Below are 21,284 nucleotides of genomic sequence, written 5' to 3'. Positions count from 1 at the left end.
TCTCGTAAATTATTGTTATTTATCCCAATCCTTGAACGGATTTTTTGCCAAATTATTGTTGTAATAGCGCAAATCGTCCGTCACTTCCTGGCCCAGCCAGGTCGGTTTTGCAAAAGATTCGCCAATTTGCGACAACTCGATCTCAGCCACGATCAAGCCTTGATTGTCGCCGAGGAATTCGTCGATTTCCCACAGATGCGGCTCGCGGCGCACGAAATGGCGGACTTTTTCAATCACCGGCTTATGGCAGAGCTCCGCCAGCAATTGCTCGGCATCGGCCAACGGGATCTCGTATTCGAATTCGAGGCGATGGGTTCCGATTGTCGCGCTTTTAATATTCAACCAGGCTTGGCTGTCGGAAATCCGTACTCGGATCGAGCTGAGCGGACTCCCGCTCAGATAGCCTTGTTTGTATAAAACCGAATCCTCGACTTCGTCACGCCAAGCGTCGTTAGCCAATAAAAATTTGTGTTCCACTTCGAGCGCCATGCTGTGTTTCCTCGCGGCAAAAGCGACATGATAATGGCTGGGAGCGGACTTTTCAGGACTTCGGGGGCGAACCGGGCAGACGCCGACTCGGGGCAGGCTGAGGCAGATGGAGCGCGCGCCGCCGAATTGCCGGACGGCGCATTGGAACTGTTGTGGATTATGCCGGCGAATCGGCGCTTTTGCGGCCGACGCCGAAGCTTTCCAGCAACATCAGGCCGACGCCGATGCAAATCGCCGAATCGGCGATATTGAACGCCGGCCAATGCCAGTTTTGGTAATAAACGTCGAGAAAATCGATCACGTAACCGTAAGCCACCCGGTCGATCAGATTGCCGATCGCGCCGCCAAGTACCAGCGACAAGGCCCAGGCCATCAGGGTTTCATATGGTTTCAGTCGGTACAACCAGACGCCGATGATGCCGCTCATCACCACTGCCAGCCCTGCGAACAGCCAGCGCTGCCAGCCGCCGGCCTGAGCCAGAAAACTGAAGGCGGCGCCGGTATTGCGGGCGTAAGTCAGATTGAAATTCGGCAGCAACGGAATCGATTCATAGAGTTGCATCGTCGCGTCGACCGTCAGTTTGCTGGCTTGGTCCAATATCAGCACCAGCGCCGAAACCCAAAGCCACTTAAGCATAACGACGGGTCTCGCCATTGCCGGCCACGTTTTCCACGCAACGGCCGCACAACTCCGGATGCTCCGGATGCTCGCCGATGTCGTAACGTTGGTGCCAGCAGCGCACGCACTTTTGCTGCTCGGATACTCTGACCTTTATTCTCAAACCGTCGATATCGGTCGCAACCGCATCGTCCGGGCAGAACTGCATATCGGAAACGCCGGCATTGGAAGTGATGAAAATAAAGTGCAACTCTTTGCCCAGTTTGTTCAATTCGGCGCCGTAAACTTCGTTGCAATACAAATCGACTTCGGCATTCAACGATGCGCCGATCGCGCCGTCTTTGCGCAAGGCTTCCAGTTCCTTGGACACCGCCGCGCGCACCGCCATGACCCTGTCCCAGGTGTCGCGGTTGATCGCGGCATCGGCTTCCAGCGGAAACAAGCCTTGGTACCAGGTTTCCAGGAATACCGACTCGCCGCGTTGGCCGGGGATGAAGTGCCAGATTTCGTCGGCGGTATAGCTGGTGATTGGCGCCAGCCAGCGCACCAGTGCCTCAATGACATGGTACATCGCGGTCTGGCCGGAACGGCGCGCCAGGCAATCTTCCTTGGCGGTGTACTGGCGGTCCTTGACGATGTCCAGATAAAAACCGCCCAAGTCGATGCTGCAAAAATTCAGCACTTTTTGGTAGATCACCTGGAATTGGTATTCGTTGTAAGCCGCCTTGATTTCTTCCTGCAATTGCCAGGCTTTGTCGACCACCCAGCGGTCCAGCGCCACTAAATCGTCCTTGCCGACCAGATGTTGCGTCGGGTCGAAGCCGTCCAGGTTCGCCAATAAAAAGCGCGCGGTGTTGCGCAAGCGGCGGTAGGCGTCGGAGGTGCGTTTCAGAATCTCGTCGGACACCGACATTTCGTAGCGGTAGTCGGTGCTGGCCACCCACAAGCGCAACACGTCGGCACCCAGCGATTTCATCACCGTCTGCGGCAGTACCACGTTGCCCTTGGATTTGGACATTTTCTTGCCCTCGGCATCGACGGTGAAGCCGTGGGTCAGCACCTCTTTATATGGCGCGACGTCGTTCATCGCCACCGACGCCATCAACGACGACTGAAACCAGCCGCGATGCTGGTCCGAGCCTTCCAGATACAAATCGGCCGGGAAACGCAGTTGCTCGCGGCGTTCCAGTACCGCGGCATGGGTGACGCCGGAGTCGAACCAGACATCCAGCGTGTCGGCGACTTTTTCGTAGTGCTCGGCGTCGGCGCCCAGCAATTCGGCAGCATCCAGCTCGAACCAGGCATCGATGCCTTGTTGCTCGATGCGCTGCGCGACTTGCTCGATCAATTCGGCGCTACGCGGATGCAGTTCGCCGCTTTCTTTATGCACGAAAAAGGCGATCGGCACACCCCAAGTACGCTGGCGCGAGATGCACCAGTCCGGGCGGTTGGAAATCATCGCCTCGATCCGCGCCTGGCCCCAGTCCGGCACCCAATCGACGCGTTTGACTTCGTTCAAGGCGGTATCGCGCAAACCGTTCTTTTCCATCGAAATAAACCACTGCGGCGTGGCGCGGAAAATGATCGGGGTTTTGTGGCGCCAGCAATGCGGATAGCTGTGCAGCAAGGCGTGGTGGTGCAGCAAGCGGCCGCGCTCGCGCAAAACTTCCAAGACCTTGTCGTTCGCGCTGAATACGTGCAAGCCTGCGAATAACTCGGTACCGGGCAGGAACACGCCGTTGCTGCCGACCGGGTTGTCGACCGGCAGGTCGTATTTCATGCCGACCACATAGTCTTCCTGGCCGTGGCCGGGCGCGGTATGCACGGCGCCGGTGCCGGCGTCGGTGGTAACGTGGTCGCCGAGGATGATCGGCACCTGCCGGTCGTAGAACGGGTGCTGCAACAACAGGCCTTCCAGCGCGTTGCCCTTGCAGTAGCCGACGATGTGGTGCTCGCCGATGCCGTAACGCAATACCGCATCTTTTAATAATGCTTCAGCCAGCAACAGCCGTTCGGTTTGGCCGTCGATTTCGCATTGCACCACCGCGTATTCCAGCTCCGGATTCAATGCCACCGCTTGGTTGGCCGGCAGTGTCCAGGGTGTGGTGGTCCAGATCACCACCGACAGCGGGCCTTGGCCTTCGCGATCGCCGGCATGATGGCACTTTTCCATGAAGGCATGCTCGTCGACGACGGCAAAACGCACGTCGATCGCCGGCGAGTGTTTGTCTTCGTATTCCACTTCCGCTTCGGCCAGCGCCGAGCCGCAATCGGTACACCAATGCACCGGCTTGAAGCCCTTGCTGAGATGGCCCTTGGCGGCGATTCGGCCCAGGGCGCGGACGATGTCGGCCTCGAACGCGAAATCCATCGTCAAATAAGGATTGTCCCAATCGCCCAATACGCCCAAGCGGATGAATTCTTCTTTTTGAATGCCGACCTGCTTCTTGGCGTAAGCGCGGCACTCCTTGCGAAACTCGGCCGGCGATACTTTGACGCCGGCCTTGCCGACCGACTTTTCCACCATCAATTCGATCGGCAAGCCGTGGCAATCCCAGCCCGGCACGTAGGGGGCGTCGAAACCGGCCAGGGTTTTGGATTTGACGATGATGTCCTTCAACACCTTGTTCACCGCGTGGCCGATGTGAATCGCGCCGTTCGCATACGGCGGGCCGTCGTGCAGAATGAATTTAGGCCGGCCGGCGCAAGCCTCGCGAATCTTTTGATACAGCTGGTTTTCGTTCCACTGTTTCAGCATCTCCGGTTCGCGCTGAGCCAGATTGGCCTTCATCGCAAATTCGGTCTTGGGCAGGTTCAGGGTTTGTTTATAATCGATGGTCATGGTGTTTTCTGCGTAGCATTCCGGCGCGTAATCGCCGACACCGGCCGCTGAAGCCGAACGCTTGCGCCGATTTGCCGAACGGTTTAATAATGGTAAACGCGCGATTCTAGCACCAACCGGCAAGCGCTATAAAGCGCCGGCTGCGCGAAGCAGGGAACCGTAATGGCGAGGGTAGAGCTTTGCAGGGCCGCCGAATCGGTATTTTCGGCGGCGGATGATGGCGGCGGTTCAGGCCCGGTTACGCAGCCAGTACAGCCCGTATACCGCGCCGATCAGCAGGCTGACGCCGATTGCCGTCAACGGGTGGTCGTATTCGGAAGCGCTTGCGGCGAACACCGTCTCGAATGCCAGCAGGTTTGCCGCCCAAGAACGCCCCGGTCCGGCCGCGGCGGCCAGTGCGCAAATGCTGAATAACCACCACAGGCTTTTTTTTGGCATGATACCGCTCCCGGTTGAATTTATTGTTATAGTTTTGATTCGCTATCATGTTAGCGACAAAACCGGAACGCGCAAACCTTTTTTTCATTCCTGATTTCGGGTGATCCTTATGCATAGAAAACCAGCCCAAACCGCGGTCGAAATTAACGGCTTGATCGCCGAACGCTGGAGCCCGCGCGCGCTTGCCGCCGACCAACCGGTCAGCCGGCGCGATCTGACCGCTTTGCTGGAGGCGGCGCGGTGGGCGCCGTCCTGTTTCAACGACCAACCCTGGCGATTTATCGTGTGCGACAAATTCGGCGATGGGGCGGCATGGCAAATCGCGCTGAATGTCGTTGCCGAAAAGAACCGGCTATGGGCGCAAAACGCGCCGCTGTTGCTGCTGGCGGTAGCCATGAATAATTTTAATCACAACGGTAAGCCGAACCGTTGGGCAGCCTACGATACCGGCGCGGCCGCGTTGAGCACCTGCTTGCAGGCCACGGCGTTGGGTTTGGCGGCTCACCAAATGGGCGGTTTCGATGCCGATCTGGCCCGGCAAAGTTTCGGTCTGCCGGATGACTGCACGCCGATGGCGATGATTGCGGTGGGCTATCCGGCGGACGCCGCGATCCTGCCCGAGGATTTTCAGGCCGGAGAGCGCGGCGAACGCAGCCGGGCGGCTTTGGAGCAGCGCTTCTATTGCGGACACTGGGGCAAAACCTTCGACTGATCCGTACTCTTAACATCCAATCCGGCGGTTCGGCATGTTGGTGAAATCTGCAAAAACATCGTATGCGCGGAGCCTGATCGAGGCCAGTCTCGATCCGTTGGTCACCATCAGCGCCGACGGTAAAATCATGGACGTCAACAGCGCCACCGAAAAAGTCACCGGCGTGCCGCGCAAGGAATTGATCGGTAGCGATTTCTCCAACTATTTCACCGATCCGCAAAAAGCCCGAGACGGCTACCGTCTGGCGTTTTCGCAAGGCAAGGTTACCGATTACCCGCTGGCGATTTGCCACGTTTCCGGCAAGATTACCGAGGTGCTGTACAACGCCTCGGTCTACCGCGACGAAGACGACAATATCGCCGGTATTTTTGCCGCTGCCCGCGACATTACGGCCTTGAATAAGGCTCAGCGCGAATTGGAAGCGGCGATCTTGCACATGCAATTGGTCCGGGAAATGACCGATCTGCTGCAAAGCTGCCAGAAAATGGACGAAGCCTATCCGATCATGAAGGCAGCGTTCGTCCGCCTGTTCCCGGAATCCAGCGGCGGCCTGTACATGCTGGACGCCGCCGGCAATTCGTTGGTGCTGGAAGACTCTTGGGGCGATACCCGGCTGGAAGCGGTATTCAACCCTGACGAATGCTGGGGCATGCGCCGCGGCCGTATCCACATTGCCCGTTGCGGTAATTCGATCAATCCCAGCTGCGGCCACGTTTGCTCCGAATCCGTTCCGTATCTATGCATCCCGTTGTTGGCCCATTCCCGCGGTCTGGGATTGATCTATATCGAGCCCCGTTTCGCCGATCCCAACGGCGACGACATTGAACGCACCCTATCTATCGCCGAAGCGGCGGCAGATAGCGCACGCTTGGCTTTGGCCAATCTGACCTTGCGCGAAGAACTGCACGAATTATCGATCCGCGACCCGTTGACCGGCTTGTTCAATCGCCGCTTTCTGGAGGAAGTGCTGGATCGGGAAATCTTGCGGATGGGGCGTAGCAACAAAATGTTGGCCGTGGCGATGATCGACATTGACCATTTCAAGGTTTTCAACGACAACTACGGCCACGATGCCGGCGACGAAGTTTTGACCAAAACCGGCCAATTGATGAACGGCTTTCGCGAGGGTAGCGACATCGTTTGCCGCTACGGCGGCGAGGAATTCGTCGTGGTTACTTCGGAAGTGGACCCGGATAAAATTTTGCGCCGGCTGGAGCATTTACGGATGGAAGTGGAGCATCTGCACGTCAAGTTCGGCAATCAGCAATTGCCGGAACTGAGCGTCTCGATCGGCGTCGCAATTTTTCCGGATCACGGCAGCAACCGGACCGAGCTGCTGAACCGGGCCGACCAGGCGCTGTATGTCGCCAAGGAAGCCGGTCGTAACCGGCTGATCGTAGCCGGCTAGCGGCGGTCAAGTCTTCGGCCGGTAGGCGAACGGTTTGGCCAGCGGTTCGCCGACAAATATGCCTTGTCCCGGCTGCTGCACGCTCTTCCAGTACGCTTCGATCAAACTGCTGCCGCGCAGGTAAAAATAGAGCACCACGCCGGGATTCGGAAACTTGGCCGGAAAATTACACGGTTCCACCACCGCGCCGTAGCTGGCCGTCGCTCCGGCGTTCAGCCATTCGGTGATGCTCATTTGGCCGCCGCCGGACAGCACGCCGCCGGCCGACGTCAAATGGTCGGCAATCGCCCCCGGCAGATAATGGTTTTCGGCCAGATGCGGCACATGGGTCAGGCCGGTGAAGTAAAACATCACGTCCTGGCGGCCGCTGATGTAGTCCTGCTCCAGATAGTGCACCGGCCAGAAATTCTGCAGCGCCTCGGCCACTTTCGGAAAGGTTTGGGCGCGGGAGCTGCGCGCCTTGTCCGAAGTTTTCAGCAGATAAGCGGCGCCTTGCGGATGCGAGTAATCGGACGCCACGCCGGTATCGATCAATTTCTTGGCCTCGGCGAAGGTTTTGCCGGCCACCGCCATGGTCGGCCGCCAGGCGTGGGCTTTAAACGGTTTGTCGGTTTCGGAAGTGAAATAGGGACTGTTGCGCGTGGTTTGGCAGCCTTTGGCGCAAAACGCCGGATCGTAACCGGCCGCGAATGCCGTCGTGATCGACATGCAATCCACTCGAAACGGCAGCAGCCAGGTCAAGGCATACGCCTGCACGTGGGCCGGGGTTTTGGCGTCGACCTGTTGTTTCAGGGCTTCGAAGGTACGTTGCGACATCACCGCCTGCCGCGGCGGAAACTGCAGATGGATGATCTGCTCGGCCGGAATTTGACGCTGCTGGCTGTAATATTCGCCGATCTGCCGGCTCAGCGGATCGGCATCGTTGACGATCACCGCCAGATCGTGGCCGCTTAGGGCCGGCGCCGGGCGGTACAACGGCGAAATCGCCTCGGCCTGCACGCGGCCGGGCAAGCAGGCCAAGGCCAATATCAGCCGCAACAATTGAAACGGTTTGGCGTTGAACACTCGATTCTCCTTCAGAAAGGGGCGACCCGGTCCGATAAGCCGGCGGCCGGTCAAACCCCGAGCATAGCCGACGCGGACTCGATTTCAAACCGGGACGCGGCCGATTATCGATCCAATTGCCAATATTGCCTGCGCCGCTCCATTCCGGCTAGCAGCAGACCGAGATTTTTGCCGACCGGCAGCGCCGCGGTTTCAAGTACAATCCGGGCTTCATTGCCGCGGCCGTTTGTGCCGCATCGTTCGCCATCGGGAATGCCTGACGCCATAGGCGCAACGGCGATTGCCCGCCAAGCCGAGAGCCATTATGACCACGATCCGCCAAGCCGATTTTATCCAAAGCATCGCCGATGCCTTGCAGTTCATTTCCTATTACCACCCTAAGGACTTCATCGACGCGCTGTACGCCGCGTATCAGCAAGAACAAAGCCCGGCGGCGAAGGACGCGATGGCGCAGATTCTGATCAACTCCAGGATGTGCGCCGAAGGCCGGCGGCCGATTTGCCAGGATACCGGCATCGTTACGGTGTTTTTGAAGATCGGCATGGACGTACGCTGGGACGCCGCATTGAGCGTGACCGAGATGGTCAACGCCGGCGTGCGCCAGGCCTATTTGCATCCGGACAACGTGCTGCGCGCCTCTATCCTGTCCGATCCGGCCGGAAAGCGCATCAACACCAAGGACAACACGCCGGCGGTGGTACATATGGAACTGGTGCCGGGCGACAAAGTGGACGTGGAAGTCGCCGCGAAGGGCGGCGGCTCGGAAGCCAAATCCAAGTTCGTCATGTTGAACCCGGCCGACAACATCGTCGATTGGGTGTTGAAAACCGTGCCGACCATGGGTGCCGGCTGGTGTCCGCCCGGCATCCTGGGTATCGGCATCGGCGGCACTGCCGAAAAAGCCATGATTTTGGCGAAGCAGGCCTGCATGGGCTCGATCGACATTCAGGACTTGATCGCGCGCGGCCCCAGCAATGCGCTGGAAGAATTGCGTCTGGAGCTTTACGACAAGGTCAATGCGCTGGGTATCGGTGCGCAAGGCCTGGGCGGCTTGACCACGGTGCTGGACATCAAAATCCTGGATTACCCAACCCACGCCGCCAACAAACCGGTGGCGATGATCCCCAACTGCGCCGCGACTCGCCACGCCCATTTCGTGCTGGACGGTCCCGGGCCGGCCATCTTGACGCCGCCAAAACTGGCCGATTGGCCGGCCATTACCCAATCGGCCAGCACCGCCCGTCGCGTCAACATCGACGGCCTGACCAAGCAGGATGTTGCCGATTGGCAGCCCGGCGAAACCCTGCTGCTTAGCGGCACCTTGTTGACCGGCCGCGATGCCGCCCATAAACGCATCGTCGATTTGCTGAACAAAGGCGAAGCGTTGCCGGACGGGGTCGATTTAAAGGACAAATTCATTTACTACGTCGGCCCGGTCGATCCGGTGCGCGAGGAAGTGGTCGGCCCGGCCGGCCCGACCACCGCGACGCGGATGGACAGCTTCACCGACACGGTGCTGGAACAGACCGGTCTGCTGGGTATGATCGGCAAATCCGAACGCGGTCCCAAAGCCATCGAGGCCATCGCCAGACACAGGGCCGTGTATTTGATTGCAGTCGGCGGCGCCGCTTATCTGGTATCCAAAGCCATCAAACAGGCGCGGGTCGTGGCCTTTCCCGAATTGGGCATGGAAGCGATCCACGAATTCGTGGTCGAGGACATGCCGGTTACCGTGGCGGTGGACAGCCGCGGCGAGTCTATTCACAACAGCGCACCTAAGCTGTGGCAAGCGAAAATCGGCAAAATCAAGGTGGTCGCGGAGTAGGTAAGTCGCGCGCAAGCGCCTGACTTTACCGGGCGGACTCGGTGCCGGCGGCCGGTTGGAGTTCCCGGTATATGCGGCATATGCCCTATTTTTTGGCGAGTCGGTGGGGATTTTGACTTTTGAAACGTCTTAACTGAAGAGGCCCTGTAAGCAAAGGGCCGCCTCACTGTCCAAAACCGTTCATTCATCGACGCATGCCCTTACCCCGCAAACCGGCCTCGACTTTAACGCTCTGCGCTGGGCTGGTTGCGGCGGCGTGCGCTTGCCAGCCGCTATCGCCCCGCGATCCGGAAGATTTAGCCTTTGCGACGCCGCCGCAATGGTCGGAACAGCCGACGGCGCCGGAGCAGTCGGTCTCGGCGTGGCTGGATCGCTTTGCCGACGCGCAATTGACGGCGTTAGTGGCCGATGGTTTGGCCGGCAATTTCGATCTGCAGGTCGCCGCGGCCCGTATCGATGCGGCCCGCGAACAAGCGGTGGTAGCCGGCGCCGGGCGTTGGCCGCAAGCTTATTTCAATCCGGGTTACCAACGCAGCCGCGATCTCGGCGTCGAATCCGGCCGCTTTGCCGCGCTATTCAACTTGAGTTGGGAGCTGGATGTCTGGGGTCGGATCAAGGCCGGGCAGCAGGCCGCCGTCCTCAATGCCGCTGCGGTCGCCGACGATTATCGGGCGGCCCGGCTCTCGCTGGCGGCGCGGATTGCCCAAGCTTATTTCGCCCTGGCCGAAGCCCGCTTGCAGGCTCATGTTGCGGCGCAATCGGTCCACGACCGCGGCGTGATCGTCGACCTGGTACGCGGCCGATTTAATAGAGGTTTGACCCGCGGTCTGGATTTGCGGCTGGCATTGACCGATCTGGCGAATGCCCAAGCCCAACTGGCTCAAGCCGAAAACGACGTGCAATTGTTGGCGCGGCTACTGCAAACCCTGCTCGGCCGTTATCCGGACGGCCGGATCGCTCAAGCCCCGGCGAACAACCCAGCCGGCCAGACGCCGCACAGCTTGCCGGAGCCGCCGCCCGGTCTGGCTGCCGGCCTGCCGGCCGAGCTGCTGCAGCGCCGCCCCGACATCACTGCGGCTTTCCAGCGCTTGCAAGCTGCCGACTCCGGCCTGGAAAGCGCCGAAAAAGCGTTGTTGCCGCGGCTGACGTTGACGGCTGCCGGCGGCAGCGCCAGCCCGGCCCTGGCCGAAATTGTCGATCCGCGCGCAGCGGCCTGGAACTTGGCGGCCGGCCTGGCTCAACCCTTGTTTACCGGCGACCGTTTGCAAGCCGAGATTCGCTTGAATCAGGCCCGAGTTCGCGAGGCCTATCAACAATACCAAAGCGTGGCGTTGAACGCGTTCCGCGAAGTCGAACAAGCCCTGGCCGCCGAAACTCGCTTGCGGGAGCAGGAACAGGCGCTACGCGAGGCCGTCGAGCAAACCGAAGCCAGCCGCAAACTGGCGGTGTATTCCTACCAGCAGGGTTTGATCGAAATCTTGACCCTGCTGGACAGCTACCGCAGCACCCTGAACGCGCAAAGCGCGCATCTGGCGGTGCGGCGGCAATTACTAGCCAATCGCATCAACTTATATTTGGCCTTGGGCGGCCCGGTGTGAACGAAAAATCCCGTTGGTTACAAATCATCTTGCCGGCTGCGGTGTTGAGCGCGGCCGTCGGCGCGGCCTGGGCCATGATCGCCTTGCGGCCGAGCAGTTTGCCGGCGCCGGCCGAGCCGCCAATCCCGCGCGTCGAGTTCGTCAATGCCGAGCCGCAAACCTTGAAACTGAACGTGCATTCGCAAGGCGTGGTGGCCCCGCGCGAAGCGATCGACCTGATCGCCCAAGTCTCCGGCAAAGTCGAGCAGATGCATCCGGCGCTGGTGTCCGGCGGTTTTTTCAAGGCCGACGAACTGTTGGCGACGATAGACCCGCGCGACTACGATTACGCCATCGTCGCCACCCAAGCCAAGATTGCCGAAGCCAAACGGGTACTGATCAACGAACGCGCCCAGGCCGAACAGGCGCTGAGCGAATGGCAGGCATTGGGCCAGGGAGAAGCCAGCGATCTGGCCTTGCGCAAACCGCAACTGGCCGAAGCCGAAGCCAAATTGCAGGCCGCCGCAGCGGATCTGGCCAAAGCCAAACTCGACCGCAGCCGCTGCGAGATCCGGGCGCCGTTCTCCGGCCGGGTGTTGAGCAAGCAAGTCGGCCGCGGCCAGTTTCTGCCGGCCGGCGCGACGATTGCAAGGATTTACGCCAACGACATCGCCGAAATTCGGCTACCGGTCGGCATCAACGAATTGGCTTTTCTGGATTTGCCGCTGGGCCAAGCCGGCCGCGCGGCGCATTGGCCGGCGGTGACCTTGAGCGCGGAGGTGGCCGGCCAGCCGCAAACCTGGCGCGGGCGCATCGTTCGCAGCGAGGCCGAGCTGGACAGTAGCAGCGGCCAGTTGTTTCTGGTCGCCCAAGTCGAGCAACCCGATAGCAGCCGCGACGGCGCCGCGCCGTTGTTGAGCGGCCTGTTCGTCCAAGCCGAAATCGAGGGCGTGGCCCGCGCCGGGCTGTATGCCTTGCCGCGTAGCGCGTTGAACAATCTGCAGCAGGTCAAACTGGTCGATGCCGAGCATCGCCTGGTGTTCCGCGACGTCGAGATCCTGCGCAGCGAGCCGGGCCGGGTCGTGGTCAAGTCCGGTTTGCAGGCCGGCGACCGGGTGGTGGTTTCGGAAATGCCGCTGCCGGTGGCCGGCATGCGGGTCGAAGCGGCGCCAAGCCAACCATGAGCGGCTCGAACGGCGCGGCCCGCCTGGGTGGGGTCTTAGCCTGGTTTGCCGGCAATCCGGTCGCGGCCAATTTATTGATGTTGCTGATCCTGGCCGGGGGCGTGATCGGCATGTTGGACGTCGACAAGGAAGTGTTTCCGCGCTTCAGTCCGCATCAGATCGAAGTTACCGCCGTCTTCCCCGGCGCCGGGCCGTCCGAAGTCGAGGAAGCGGTGTGCATCCCAATCGAAGAAGCGGTGCACGACCTGCCCGGCATCAAGCATTTGCACGGCGAAATCCAGGGCGACACCTGCACCTTGGCGGTCGAGATGATGCCCGACCGGGACCGCGAGCAAATGATGGCCTTGCTGCGGGCCAGGGTGCAAGCCATTCCGCGCCTGCCCAAGCAACTGGAAAAAATCGACGTATTGCCGGCCGACCGCAAAGACGACGACGGCGTGATCTGGGTGGCGCTGCACGGCGCTACCGATGCCTTTAAGCTGCAGCAGTTCGGCGATCGGATTCAACAGCAATTGTCGACGATACCGGGCGTCAGCCGGGTGCGCAATTACGGCGAACGCAATTACGAGATCGGCATCGAAGTCGCGCCGGAACAAATGCGCAAATACCAGCTGACGCTGGACGATGTCACCCAGGCCGTGCGGGCGGCGTCGGTCGATCTGCCCGGCGGTCTGGTCCGCAACCCCGACGGCGAATTATTGTTGCGGGTGGCCGGCCGGGCCAAGGATGCCGACGCGGTCGGCGCGTTGGTGGTCAAGACTTTGCCGGACGGCAATCGGCTGCGGCTGGACCAGATCGCCACGATCCGCGACGGCCTGGAAGAACGCTTGTACGACTGGCGCCACAATGGCGAAACCGCGCAAGGTTGGGAGGTGCATACCGAACGCGACAGCGTGGCAGTGGCGCGCAAGGTCAAATCGGAAATCGCGGCCATGCGCGCCGGCCTGCCCGAAGGTTTGCGTTTGATTACCTGGTGGGACGATTCCCAGGCCTACGACGAACGCATCGGCACCTTGCTCGAAGACGGCTTGAGCGGCTTTTTGCTGGTGTGTTTGGTGTTGACGCTGTTCCTGCGAGTGCGGGTGGCGCTGTGGGCCGGCGTCGGCATTTTTACTTCGGTGCTGGGCGCGTTCTGGCTGATGCCGGCGCTGGATATTTCGCTGAACATGCTGTCCTTGTTCGGCTTTTTGCTGGCGATGGGCGTGCTGGTGGACGATGCGATCATCATCGGCGAAAGTGTGCACAGCCGCCAGCTCGAAGGCGGCGAAACCCCGCTGCAAGCCGCCGTCAACGGCGTGCGCGCCGTGGCCTTGCCGGTGACCTTGTCGGTGCTGATTGTGTTGGTGGCGTTTTTGCCGGGCTTGTATTTGCCGGGCTGGGCCGGGCAAATGATGCGGCCGATCTGCGTCATTATGATCCTGACGCTGGTGTTCTCGCTGGTCGAAGCCCTGCTGATCCTGCCCTCGCATCTGGTCGCGCCGGTATCGGCGCCGAGCGCCGCCAACGGTTTGCAGCGGTTGCGCGCCCGGCTCAACTGTGGTCTGGACCGCTTCGTCGCGCGGGTGTACCGGCCGCTGCTGGCAGCCGCGCTGCGCTGGCGCTATCTGACCGTCGCGCTGTTCGCCGCCTTGCTGATTATTTGCTGGGGGCTGGTCGCCAGCGACCGGGTGCGCCAGTCGATCAACCCGGACGTGTCCAAGGACAGTTTTTGGGTGTCGATCCGGCTGCCGCAAAGCGCGCCGTACAGCGAAACCCAAGCCTTGGCCAACCGGGTCGAAAGTGCGTTGTTTGAATTGCGCGACGAACTGGACGGCGTGCCGCCCGGCACCGGCAAGCGCGGCCAACACCCCGAGCACAGCGTCATTGTTGGTGTCGAAACCATCGTCTGGGAACACGGCGCCGGCCTGTGGCTGGAATTGTCGGCGGCCGGCCGCCAGCGCATCAAGGTCGAGGACTTCATCCGCGACTGGCGCCAGCGCATCGGCGACATTCAAATCGGCCAGGTCGATTTCATTTTCAAGGAGGGCGACCAGCCCTACGACCTGGAACTGACTGTCGGCGCCGACAATCCGGCCCAACTCGGCCCGGCGGTCGAGCAGCTCAAACAACAGATCAAGGGCTTTCCCGGTGCCTACGACGTGATCGATTCCGGCGAACCCGGCAAGCCGGAGATTCACTTGACCCTGAAACCCGACGCCGAACGGCTGGGCATGCGCCTGGAACAACTGGCCGAGCAGGTCCGCAACGGCTATTACGGCGAGGAAGTGCACCGCTTCATGCGCGGCCGCAAGGAAGTCAAGGTGATGGTGCGTTTTCCGCTGCGCGAGCGGCGTTCGCTGGATCAACTCAAGGCCCAGCCGGTGCGCCTGCCCAACGGCGCCAGCGCACCGCTGTCTAGCCTGGCCGACGTTGAAGTGCTGCAAGGCTACGCCCGCATCGTGCGCGAAGACCGGCAACGGGTCTTGAAAGTCCAGGCCAGGGTCGATCCGACCCTGGCCGACGCCAACGAAGTTTACGCGGTGTTGGAGCGCGACGTGTTCCCGGCGCTGGAAAGCCGCTTTCCCGGCTTGAACGTCAAAATCGGCCAGCAACGCCAGGAACAGAAAGAGCTGCTGGCCGCTTTCGGCAAAAACACGCTGATCGCGCTGTTGGTGATCTACGCCTTGATCGCCGTGCCGTTCCGGTCCTACGCCAAACCGCTGATCTTTCTGCTGGCCGCGCCGGTGGCCTGGTGCGGCGCGGTGCTGGCCCACTGGGCCGCCGGCCTGCCGCTGTCGATGGAATCCTTGGTCGGCATGATCGCCGCCAGCGGCGTGGTGGTTAACGACAGCCTGGTGTTGCTGGACTATCTGCGCCAGCACGACGGCGACCAGCGGCCGGTGGACGTGCTGATCGCCGAAGCCTGCTGCTCCCGCTTCCGGCCCATCCTGCTGGCCTTTCTGACCAACTTCGCCGGCTTCCTGCCCACCCTGCTGGAAACCAGCCCGCAAGCCCAATTCCTGATCCCGATGACGCTATCCCTCTCCGCCGGCCTGCTGATCGGCATGGCCGCCAGTTTGATTTTGACGCCGGTTTGTTATGCGGTGTTGGGGGAGAGGTGAGTTGGGGGCAGCTGCGAATAGGCAGTTCGACCCGTTGCAGTCTATCGGCTGATCTGATTCAATGACCGAGATTTGGTGTGTATTTCCTCGGTTCCGATGATATACAGAAGGGAAATTCTTATGTTGATCAATAAATTGTCGCTTCGGGGCTATTTTCGGTAGATATACGGAACCATCTAATAACTAGTTATGCATAACAAGTCAACATCATGAACAAGTGGAAAGTTTCGTCCTTTGTAGCCTTGGCGTTACTAATCACCACCAACATTTTCTGGCTCTATTCGGCTATTGATGCTGGCGTTACATACACTTACCAACAAGTAAGCCTTGATGAAAAATCAAAAGCAGTCGGAATGCTCGGAGCCTTAGTGGTCAAAGGTGGGCAGCAATACACGAAGAAAGATATTCTTCATATTTTGCGCCAAGTGAATAAGGACGCATTCATTGTTGAAGAAGAGAACTTAATTGATGTTGATGGCGTCAAGTTTTTCTTCGTAAATGGCAAGCTTTCTGAGGTTGAAGGATGAATTTTCATAACCAGCCCGCGTAGCAGTTAATCAATCTGATATTGATATTAAAAAATGGATTACCGGCGAATTTGGCATCCAGGCGGAACCTATTTTTTTACGATCAATTTGTTACAAAGAAAAAATAACGACTTATTGATAAGGCATATTCAACTTTTACGAGACTCGATCAAAACGGCAAAGGCGGATCATCCGTTTAAAATTCACGGTTGGGTGGTATTGCCCGAACATATGCATTGTTTGATTGAATTGCCGGAAAACGATACCGATTACGCGACAAGAATACGTTTGATAAAAATTGGATTTTCCAAGGCAATACCAAAAACAGCCCGCGTAGGTACGATTAGCGGTAGCGTAATCGTACGCATGATTTTGAATTGCCGCGGCTGGTTTCAATGTCGGGTCTCGGCCCGACAGCCGAGATACTTTTCTTTGCTTGTCCAAAGAAAAGTATCCAAAAGAAAAGACACCCCCGATGCCGCTTGTATCCTCCGCTCCGAAGGGTTTGAACGGGGTTTTCGGAAGGGCTGTCCTAGCCCTCCGAAAACGAGCGGCATCCCTGCCGCTCCCCTGCGGGCTGATCCGTCCAAACCCTTCGGTGCTCGGCGCGGCAAAAGGGGAAAAAACCCGTCGCGGTTGACCATCGTTCCCACGCTCCAGCGTTTTTTTGTGCCCACGCGGAATTGAATTGCCGCGTCTGGTTTTAATGTCGGGTCTCGGCCCGACAGCCGAGTTTCTTTCGCTACGAAAACCATCCGTGGTTTTCGCCCTGCGGGCCAGCCTATCGGCTGTTCAAATTCGCTCCAGGCGAATTTGTGCTTGGTCAAAAGAAACAAACCAAAGACAAATCCGCCGGGAGCGGATTTGGACGCCATCGGCGCACGAAGTGCGAGCGCCTGGATGGCGCGAGTCAGTAGGCCACCCCATGCCGTTTGAGTCCTGCGCGCCTGCGGATTCGAGCGGGGTTTTCGAAAGGGCTGTCCTAACCCTCCGAAAACGCGCGGTATCAGGGGACAAAACCCGTCGCGGTTGACCCATTTTTTCGGGTTTCGTCATATTAATACGCCTTCGTAATGTTACGCGATGCGTACTACATTTGCTGATATTCTGAATCCAAAGCATTTATCACTTTGGGTCTGCTAGTTTTCTCCTTGTTTGGTTTGAGGGGGATCACAAAAATAGGTTTAATTGACGGATATAGCGGCCAATGTGAGTGGGCGCACATTAAATGGCTTTTGCTAGGCATATTATGCCCATACTGCAATTGAATGAGCGAAGGTTGATTAATTTCCTAAAGGGGGAAGCTTTATCTGTTGCAGTTTGTTTCTAAGCCGAGTTTTTCCGTTTTTTAAATTTCGATTAATAGGTGTTTATGTCCTCAAATAAAAAGCTTCCAGTGTTGGCATCCGTTTTGATTTTTGCGTCCGGATTTGCGCAGGCTGAATTGGTGACACTTAAGTTTACCGGTAAAGTTATATATGGTGGCGGTTTGGCCGCGTCAGGAGACACTGTTACCGGCATTTTGTCTTACGAGAGTCAGCCTCAAGACCTCTCGGCACCGAATTACGCTTCTTACAGTATTCCAGCTCCCTTTGTAGTGTCGGCAAGCTTTGGCGATCATATTGTAATTTCTAAAGGGATAAACATCACACTATATGATAACCAAGGCGGTAATGTAGAGGATATGGTTACTATTTCTGGCAATTCTATATTAGTGGACAATGAGCTTTATTCTGAAGGTTCAATCGGTATTAATCTTTCCAGCAAATCCGGCAGTACCGAAGCGCTGGTAGATACCAATCTGCCATTATCATTCGACTTGTCTAAATTTGACGGTGGTCCAACTTTAACTTATGGCTGGCTTCAGAAAGATGGTGGGCCGAATGGACAACTGGTACAGTTTTCGGTTGATTCGATTGAGTCCTCTGTAGAACAGAATGATTGCCCAAAGCATCGTCATTCAAAGCCAGTCCGTATCAAGTCGCACCTTAAATTCCAATAGGTCAAAATTTAAGCTAGGCGAGTTTACTCGCCTAGTTAGTTTCAGCCATTTGTCAGCCGTTCAATTCCGGAATATTGGCCGCCAACCGGGAACGTAACAAACCCAGTTGTCTTTGCAATTCGTCTTCGGCGTCGCCGATATTTTTGAAGGCCTGCAAGACTTTTTGATCGTTCAGTGCAGCCGGATAATTCGCGTCGACGAAATCCAGGATTTCCGAGTCCATTTCGCTCATGCTTTTGACGATTTCTTCCATTTTGTCCAAGACCGCGCGTAATTCGTTTAAATCTTTAGCCATAAATCTCTCATTCGTTTGGATTATTATCATCAGCTGACCGTTGGACAACGTTGTCTATTCGGTCTGGTTAGTCCGGCATTTGCGGCCGAATTCTTTTCTTCCCGCGTCATTCGCCAAATCGGCGTAACCGCGGATTGCACTGTTGGCAACGCCAATTACGGCAGGCCAAACAGCACGTTAAGCCAAGGTCGCCGCTGCCATTGCCTGTTTGCCGGGTTCATTTACGATGCTCGTTCCAGTAAGGCATTGCGGGCTTCGGTAATTCGAATGAATTGCTCGTGGCTGCCGCCGACGTCGGGGTGGGTTTTTTGGGCGAGGCGCTGAAATGCGGTTTTAATCTGGGAGGCTTTCAGTACGCCGTCGAGCGGCAGGTGCAATGCTTCCCGGTGTCGCCGTTCGCTGAAGCGGCGATCCTGGCTGAGAGCCTGAAAACGGCTTTGGTTGTGCCGGGCCTGGTATTCGTAAAGTCTTTCCTGTGCCGCGCGGCGGAGTTTCAACGACTCCCGGCGCAATTCCACTTGGTCGTCCTGCCATTTTTGCCGCGACATCACCGTGCAAGCTTCGAAGCCTATCCAACCGTTCGTTTCCAGCTCGTCGAGGTTGAACGGGCCAACCATGTCGTAGGGCTCTTCCAGCCAGGCATACCTCGCCTGCGGACTGGCTTTAATCAGGCCGATGGTCACGGTATCGACGATGCCGAGCGAGCCGTTCCAAATGACCCATAGCTGTTCTTCTTCCGGCCACGGATTGTGGTGCATGGTCTTTACCTGATTGGCTGATGAGCAAGAATTTTCTGTTAAGCCAGCAAGATGAATACCAAGCACGACAGCGGTTGGAGAAGTGTCGCCAGCCGTGGTTTGTTAGCGCGTTAAGCCCTATCCGGCCGAATGGAATCAGGGGGTTTGGGGTACGAAGGGGTAGTGGAAAACTGACAAACTGTCAGGTTTGGAACAAGGCGGTTGGTTTGTCGATTTCTAAAGGCCTGCGGCCGAATCTGCCGAGCTTTGCGTGGTCAGTCCGCTTGGCCCATCCTGACCAGCCTGGACGGCGTTGCGCAATCCAGGCTCCGTGCGGCGTAATCAGAGCGTTCTGAGAGGCATTCGACCCAGGCCGAGACCAAGGGACCGAGAATGGTTATCCGGTAAAGCATTCAAGATCGGGTCACCGACTATAGGCGCCTGATATATCCATCGTCTAGAGGGCCAAACATTTGCTTCAGCCGCGGAAATTTTGCAATCGCGTTGGCTAATTTCATTAGCGTGGCGTAATCCTTCATATCCACGGGTTTGAAGACACTGCGGCTGACATGAAAATCCGAAAAACCATCGGGAGTTGGGTAAAAACCGGGAGTGGGCAGAGGCACTTCGCTTTGATGATAGGTTTCCTGCAACCTTTTTCCCTGAATTTGGTTCGGATTAAAACCGTCTATCTTGTCCGGTTCGACGTTCATTATGCTGTAAGAATACGATTCGGTTACCAGCTCTCTGCCTATGTTGTTTGCCTGGCCATGCGCCTGGGTGATGTGGCCGTTCAGAAACAGAATCTGGGCGACGTCACCGACTTGTTTGGTTTTTATGGCCCCGTTTTCATCTCTCGATTCGGTAACAAAATACACTGTAGGATTATTGTCCAAGTCTCCACTGTAGCCAATTATGTTGTCCGGCCGATATAAATAGTCGCAATATCCCATCGTTTACCTACCTTCTTTAAGATTAAGCTTTTGTTGTTTTCCGCGGTTTGGTTTGGCTTTAGCCAGGGTAGCCCATAAAGTCAGTTAAATTTTTGCGGGAGGTTCAACCGGTTTTGGGTTAACCGCCGACTCTCAGCAACGCCAGCAGCCAAGCAAAGTGCTGCAAACCTGATGCAATTTCCGGCCGTTTCGGGTGGTTGCCGATTCCGTATCGACTTTCCGGTGATGCAGTTTGTTTGGCAGCAGCAAGCAAAACTGTAGTCGAAATCGGCGTTGGTGCCGGACAAAAATAGGATCGGCTTTCGGAGTCCGTCATGGCGCCCCCCGCAGCCCCAAGTACAAGATACCCGTTAGCGTCCGGCTAAGCGGCCATTAAGCTGAACCGAGAACAATCTGCCGCAACTGAAACAGTCCGCGAAGGAGGATATATGTTCAGGCTATTAGCAATCACGGTATTTTGTTTATCGTTTTCCGGTGTGGCGGCCGCGCACGGCGGGGATTGGGGCTATGGTCGCCACGATCATCACCACAGACATCATCACCCCCGTTTCTGGGGCTACGACCGGCCTTACTATCCCGCGTACTCTCAGCCGTACTGGGGTGTTCGCCCCATACCGCCGGGGTATCGCGAGCTGACGCCGCCCAGATACTACCGCTATGACCGATCCGGCCCGTATCGGGATTTCGACTACCGGCGAGGCTGGTAGTCATGCGTCGCTACCTGCGTTTATTGTTTTTGTTGGCCGGACTGTTGTTGCTGTCGGGATGCGTGGCCTATGTGCCCTACGGTCAGCGTTCGGCCGGTTACTACGCGCCTTACGGCGGCTATGGCTACGACGCCGGCCCGCACCACGGCGGTTGGCATCATCGCCATCACCGCCACCATTGGCATCACTGATTGCCGTCGCTTAGCCGATCCCGGCCGGGTGTCGGAATATTTGACGGCGTCAGCCGTGAGTGCGGGAACTGACGGCCGGCGTTGGCGCATCGGTCCTCGAATTTGCTGAGTTCTGACAGCCGATTGAGGCGATCGCGCGACGTTGCGCGTGTCGCGTTTTTTGACAATTGCCGCTGGGTCGCAGCGGTGTTCGGCTGTTGCGGCGGTTGTCGGCTTTGATTTTCAACAGGTTTTATGCCCAGGTTCGCTTTATGCAGGTGTTTTGACGCCACAAAACCATATACCGGGGGCGATTATGAACACCTTACACCATCACCCGAAAATCGCAGATTTTGCCCAGGTTGCCGTAGTTCAAGCCAAAGCCATCGACGGGCATAAGATATTCGCTTACTTGGCTTGTTTTGCCGATGTCGCGCTGGCATTGACTGTCCTGATCTCGATTTGCTGTTCCAGCCTGCTATTGCTTTGCACCAGCTTGGGTGTGATTTAAGTACCCGAAGCACAGGCGATGCCGCTAAACCAACAGTTAGGGCTGCAATTGTCTGGGCAGTAGCCGACCGGTCAGGTCCAAGATTATTACGGATCTGCCGGTCGGCTTTCATCAAATCCGGA

General features: G+C 57.9%; 19 protein-coding genes. 11 read left to right on the top strand and 8 right to left on the bottom strand.

The features are described from left to right. Positions 1-15 precede the first annotated feature (15 nt). From PL263_RS13625 to PL263_RS13610, 4 genes are all read right to left on the bottom strand, one after another. On the bottom strand, positions 16-489 hold the full coding sequence (locus PL263_RS13625; protein WP_140913822.1) for a CYTH domain-containing protein: 474 nt from the start codon (positions 487-489) through the stop codon (positions 16-18). A gap of 157 nt (positions 490-646) precedes the next feature. Then, on the bottom strand, positions 647-1,126 hold the full coding sequence (gene lspA / locus PL263_RS13620) for a signal peptidase II (RefSeq protein ID WP_140913823.1): 480 nt from the start codon (positions 1,124-1,126) through the stop codon (positions 647-649). Further along, on the bottom strand, positions 1,119-3,950 hold the full coding sequence (gene ileS / locus PL263_RS13615; RefSeq protein WP_278209857.1) for an isoleucine--tRNA ligase: 2,832 nt from the start codon (positions 3,948-3,950) through the stop codon (positions 1,119-1,121). Before ileS ends, lspA begins: the two co-directional genes overlap by 8 nt. 228 nt (positions 3,951-4,178) lie before the next feature. Continuing rightward, positions 4,179-4,388 carry a hypothetical protein gene (locus tag PL263_RS13610; protein WP_278209856.1) on the bottom strand — a complete coding sequence of 70 codons (210 nt, stop codon included), beginning with the start codon at positions 4,386-4,388 and terminating at the stop codon, positions 4,179-4,181. Between the two features lie 109 nt (positions 4,389-4,497). Between PL263_RS13610 and PL263_RS13605 the strand changes: the two genes are divergently transcribed. Both PL263_RS13605 and PL263_RS13600 read left to right on the top strand, forming a co-directional pair. Next, entirely contained in the window at positions 4,498-5,100 is a 603-nt protein-coding gene (locus PL263_RS13605; RefSeq protein WP_278209855.1) for a nitroreductase family protein, read from the top strand. A gap of 34 nt (positions 5,101-5,134) precedes the next feature. Beyond that, entirely contained in the window at positions 5,135-6,508 is a 1,374-nt protein-coding gene (locus PL263_RS13600) for a diguanylate cyclase (RefSeq protein WP_278209854.1), read from the top strand. 6 nt (positions 6,509-6,514) lie between these two features. Here PL263_RS13600 and PL263_RS13595 read toward each other — a convergent pair whose 3' ends face one another. Continuing rightward, positions 6,515-7,573, bottom strand: coding sequence for a TIGR03790 family protein (locus PL263_RS13595; protein WP_278209853.1), 1,059 nt, complete (start codon positions 7,571-7,573; stop codon positions 6,515-6,517). A 301-nt stretch (positions 7,574-7,874) separates the two neighbouring features. On the opposite strand from PL263_RS13595, the gene PL263_RS13590 reads away from it, so the two are divergent. The 7 genes from PL263_RS13590 (at position 7,875) to PL263_RS13560 (ending at position 17,789) form a co-directional block, all read left to right on the top strand. Then, positions 7,875-9,398: a fumarate hydratase gene (locus PL263_RS13590; protein WP_278212880.1), complete on the top strand. Its 1,524-nt coding sequence runs from the start codon at positions 7,875-7,877 to the stop codon at positions 9,396-9,398. Between the two features lie 194 nt (positions 9,399-9,592). Then, complete coding sequence (locus PL263_RS13585) at positions 9,593-10,996, top strand: efflux transporter outer membrane subunit (RefSeq protein ID WP_278209852.1); 1,404 nt, start codon at positions 9,593-9,595, stop codon at positions 10,994-10,996. After that, entirely contained in the window at positions 10,993-12,159 is a 1,167-nt protein-coding gene (locus tag PL263_RS13580) for an efflux RND transporter periplasmic adaptor subunit (protein ID WP_278209851.1), read from the top strand. Before PL263_RS13585 ends, PL263_RS13580 begins: the two co-directional genes overlap by 4 nt. Next, the gene (locus tag PL263_RS13575; protein ID WP_278209849.1) at positions 12,156-15,260 is read left to right on the top strand and encodes an efflux RND transporter permease subunit; all 3,105 of its coding nucleotides are present in this window, start codon (positions 12,156-12,158) and stop codon (positions 15,258-15,260) included. Before PL263_RS13580 ends, PL263_RS13575 begins: the two co-directional genes overlap by 4 nt. Positions 15,261-15,469: 209 nt before the next feature. Next, positions 15,470-15,787: a hypothetical protein gene (locus tag PL263_RS13570; RefSeq protein WP_256612962.1), complete on the top strand. Its 318-nt coding sequence runs from the start codon at positions 15,470-15,472 to the stop codon at positions 15,785-15,787. Between the two features lie 54 nt (positions 15,788-15,841). Next, positions 15,842-16,474 (top strand): hypothetical protein, encoded by a 633-nt coding sequence (locus PL263_RS13565; RefSeq protein ID WP_278209848.1) that lies wholly within the window; start codon positions 15,842-15,844, stop codon positions 16,472-16,474. 685 nt (positions 16,475-17,159) lie between these two features. After that, positions 17,160-17,789, top strand: a complete 630-nt coding sequence (locus tag PL263_RS13560; protein WP_278209847.1) for a hypothetical protein — start codon at positions 17,160-17,162, stop codon at positions 17,787-17,789. Positions 17,790-17,841: 52 nt separating this feature from the next. Here PL263_RS13560 and PL263_RS13555 read toward each other — a convergent pair whose 3' ends face one another. From PL263_RS13555 to PL263_RS13545, 3 genes are all read right to left on the bottom strand, one after another. Then, on the bottom strand, positions 17,842-18,084 hold the full coding sequence (locus PL263_RS13555) for a hypothetical protein (RefSeq protein ID WP_140913966.1): 243 nt from the start codon (positions 18,082-18,084) through the stop codon (positions 17,842-17,844). Positions 18,085-18,305: 221 nt separating this feature from the next. After that, on the bottom strand, positions 18,306-18,842 hold the full coding sequence (locus PL263_RS13550; RefSeq protein ID WP_278209846.1) for a J domain-containing protein: 537 nt from the start codon (positions 18,840-18,842) through the stop codon (positions 18,306-18,308). A 410-nt stretch (positions 18,843-19,252) separates the two neighbouring features. Beyond that, positions 19,253-19,717 (bottom strand): hypothetical protein, encoded by a 465-nt coding sequence (locus tag PL263_RS13545; RefSeq protein ID WP_278209845.1) that lies wholly within the window; start codon positions 19,715-19,717, stop codon positions 19,253-19,255. Positions 19,718-20,483: 766 nt separating this feature from the next. Between PL263_RS13545 and PL263_RS13540 the strand changes: the two genes are divergently transcribed. After that, positions 20,484-20,672, top strand: a complete 189-nt coding sequence (locus PL263_RS13540; RefSeq protein WP_278209844.1) for a hypothetical protein — start codon at positions 20,484-20,486, stop codon at positions 20,670-20,672. 295 nt (positions 20,673-20,967) lie between these two features. Then, the gene (locus tag PL263_RS13535; RefSeq protein WP_140913961.1) at positions 20,968-21,162 is read left to right on the top strand and encodes a hypothetical protein; all 195 of its coding nucleotides are present in this window, start codon (positions 20,968-20,970) and stop codon (positions 21,160-21,162) included. Positions 21,163-21,284: the final 122 nt, after the last annotated feature.

The sequence above is a fragment of the Methylomonas sp. EFPC3 genome, from assembly GCF_029643245.1.
Classification (GTDB): domain Bacteria; phylum Pseudomonadota; class Gammaproteobacteria; order Methylococcales; family Methylomonadaceae; genus Methylomonas; species Methylomonas koyamae_B.
This window is presented reverse-complemented; position numbering and strand designations above follow the sequence as displayed.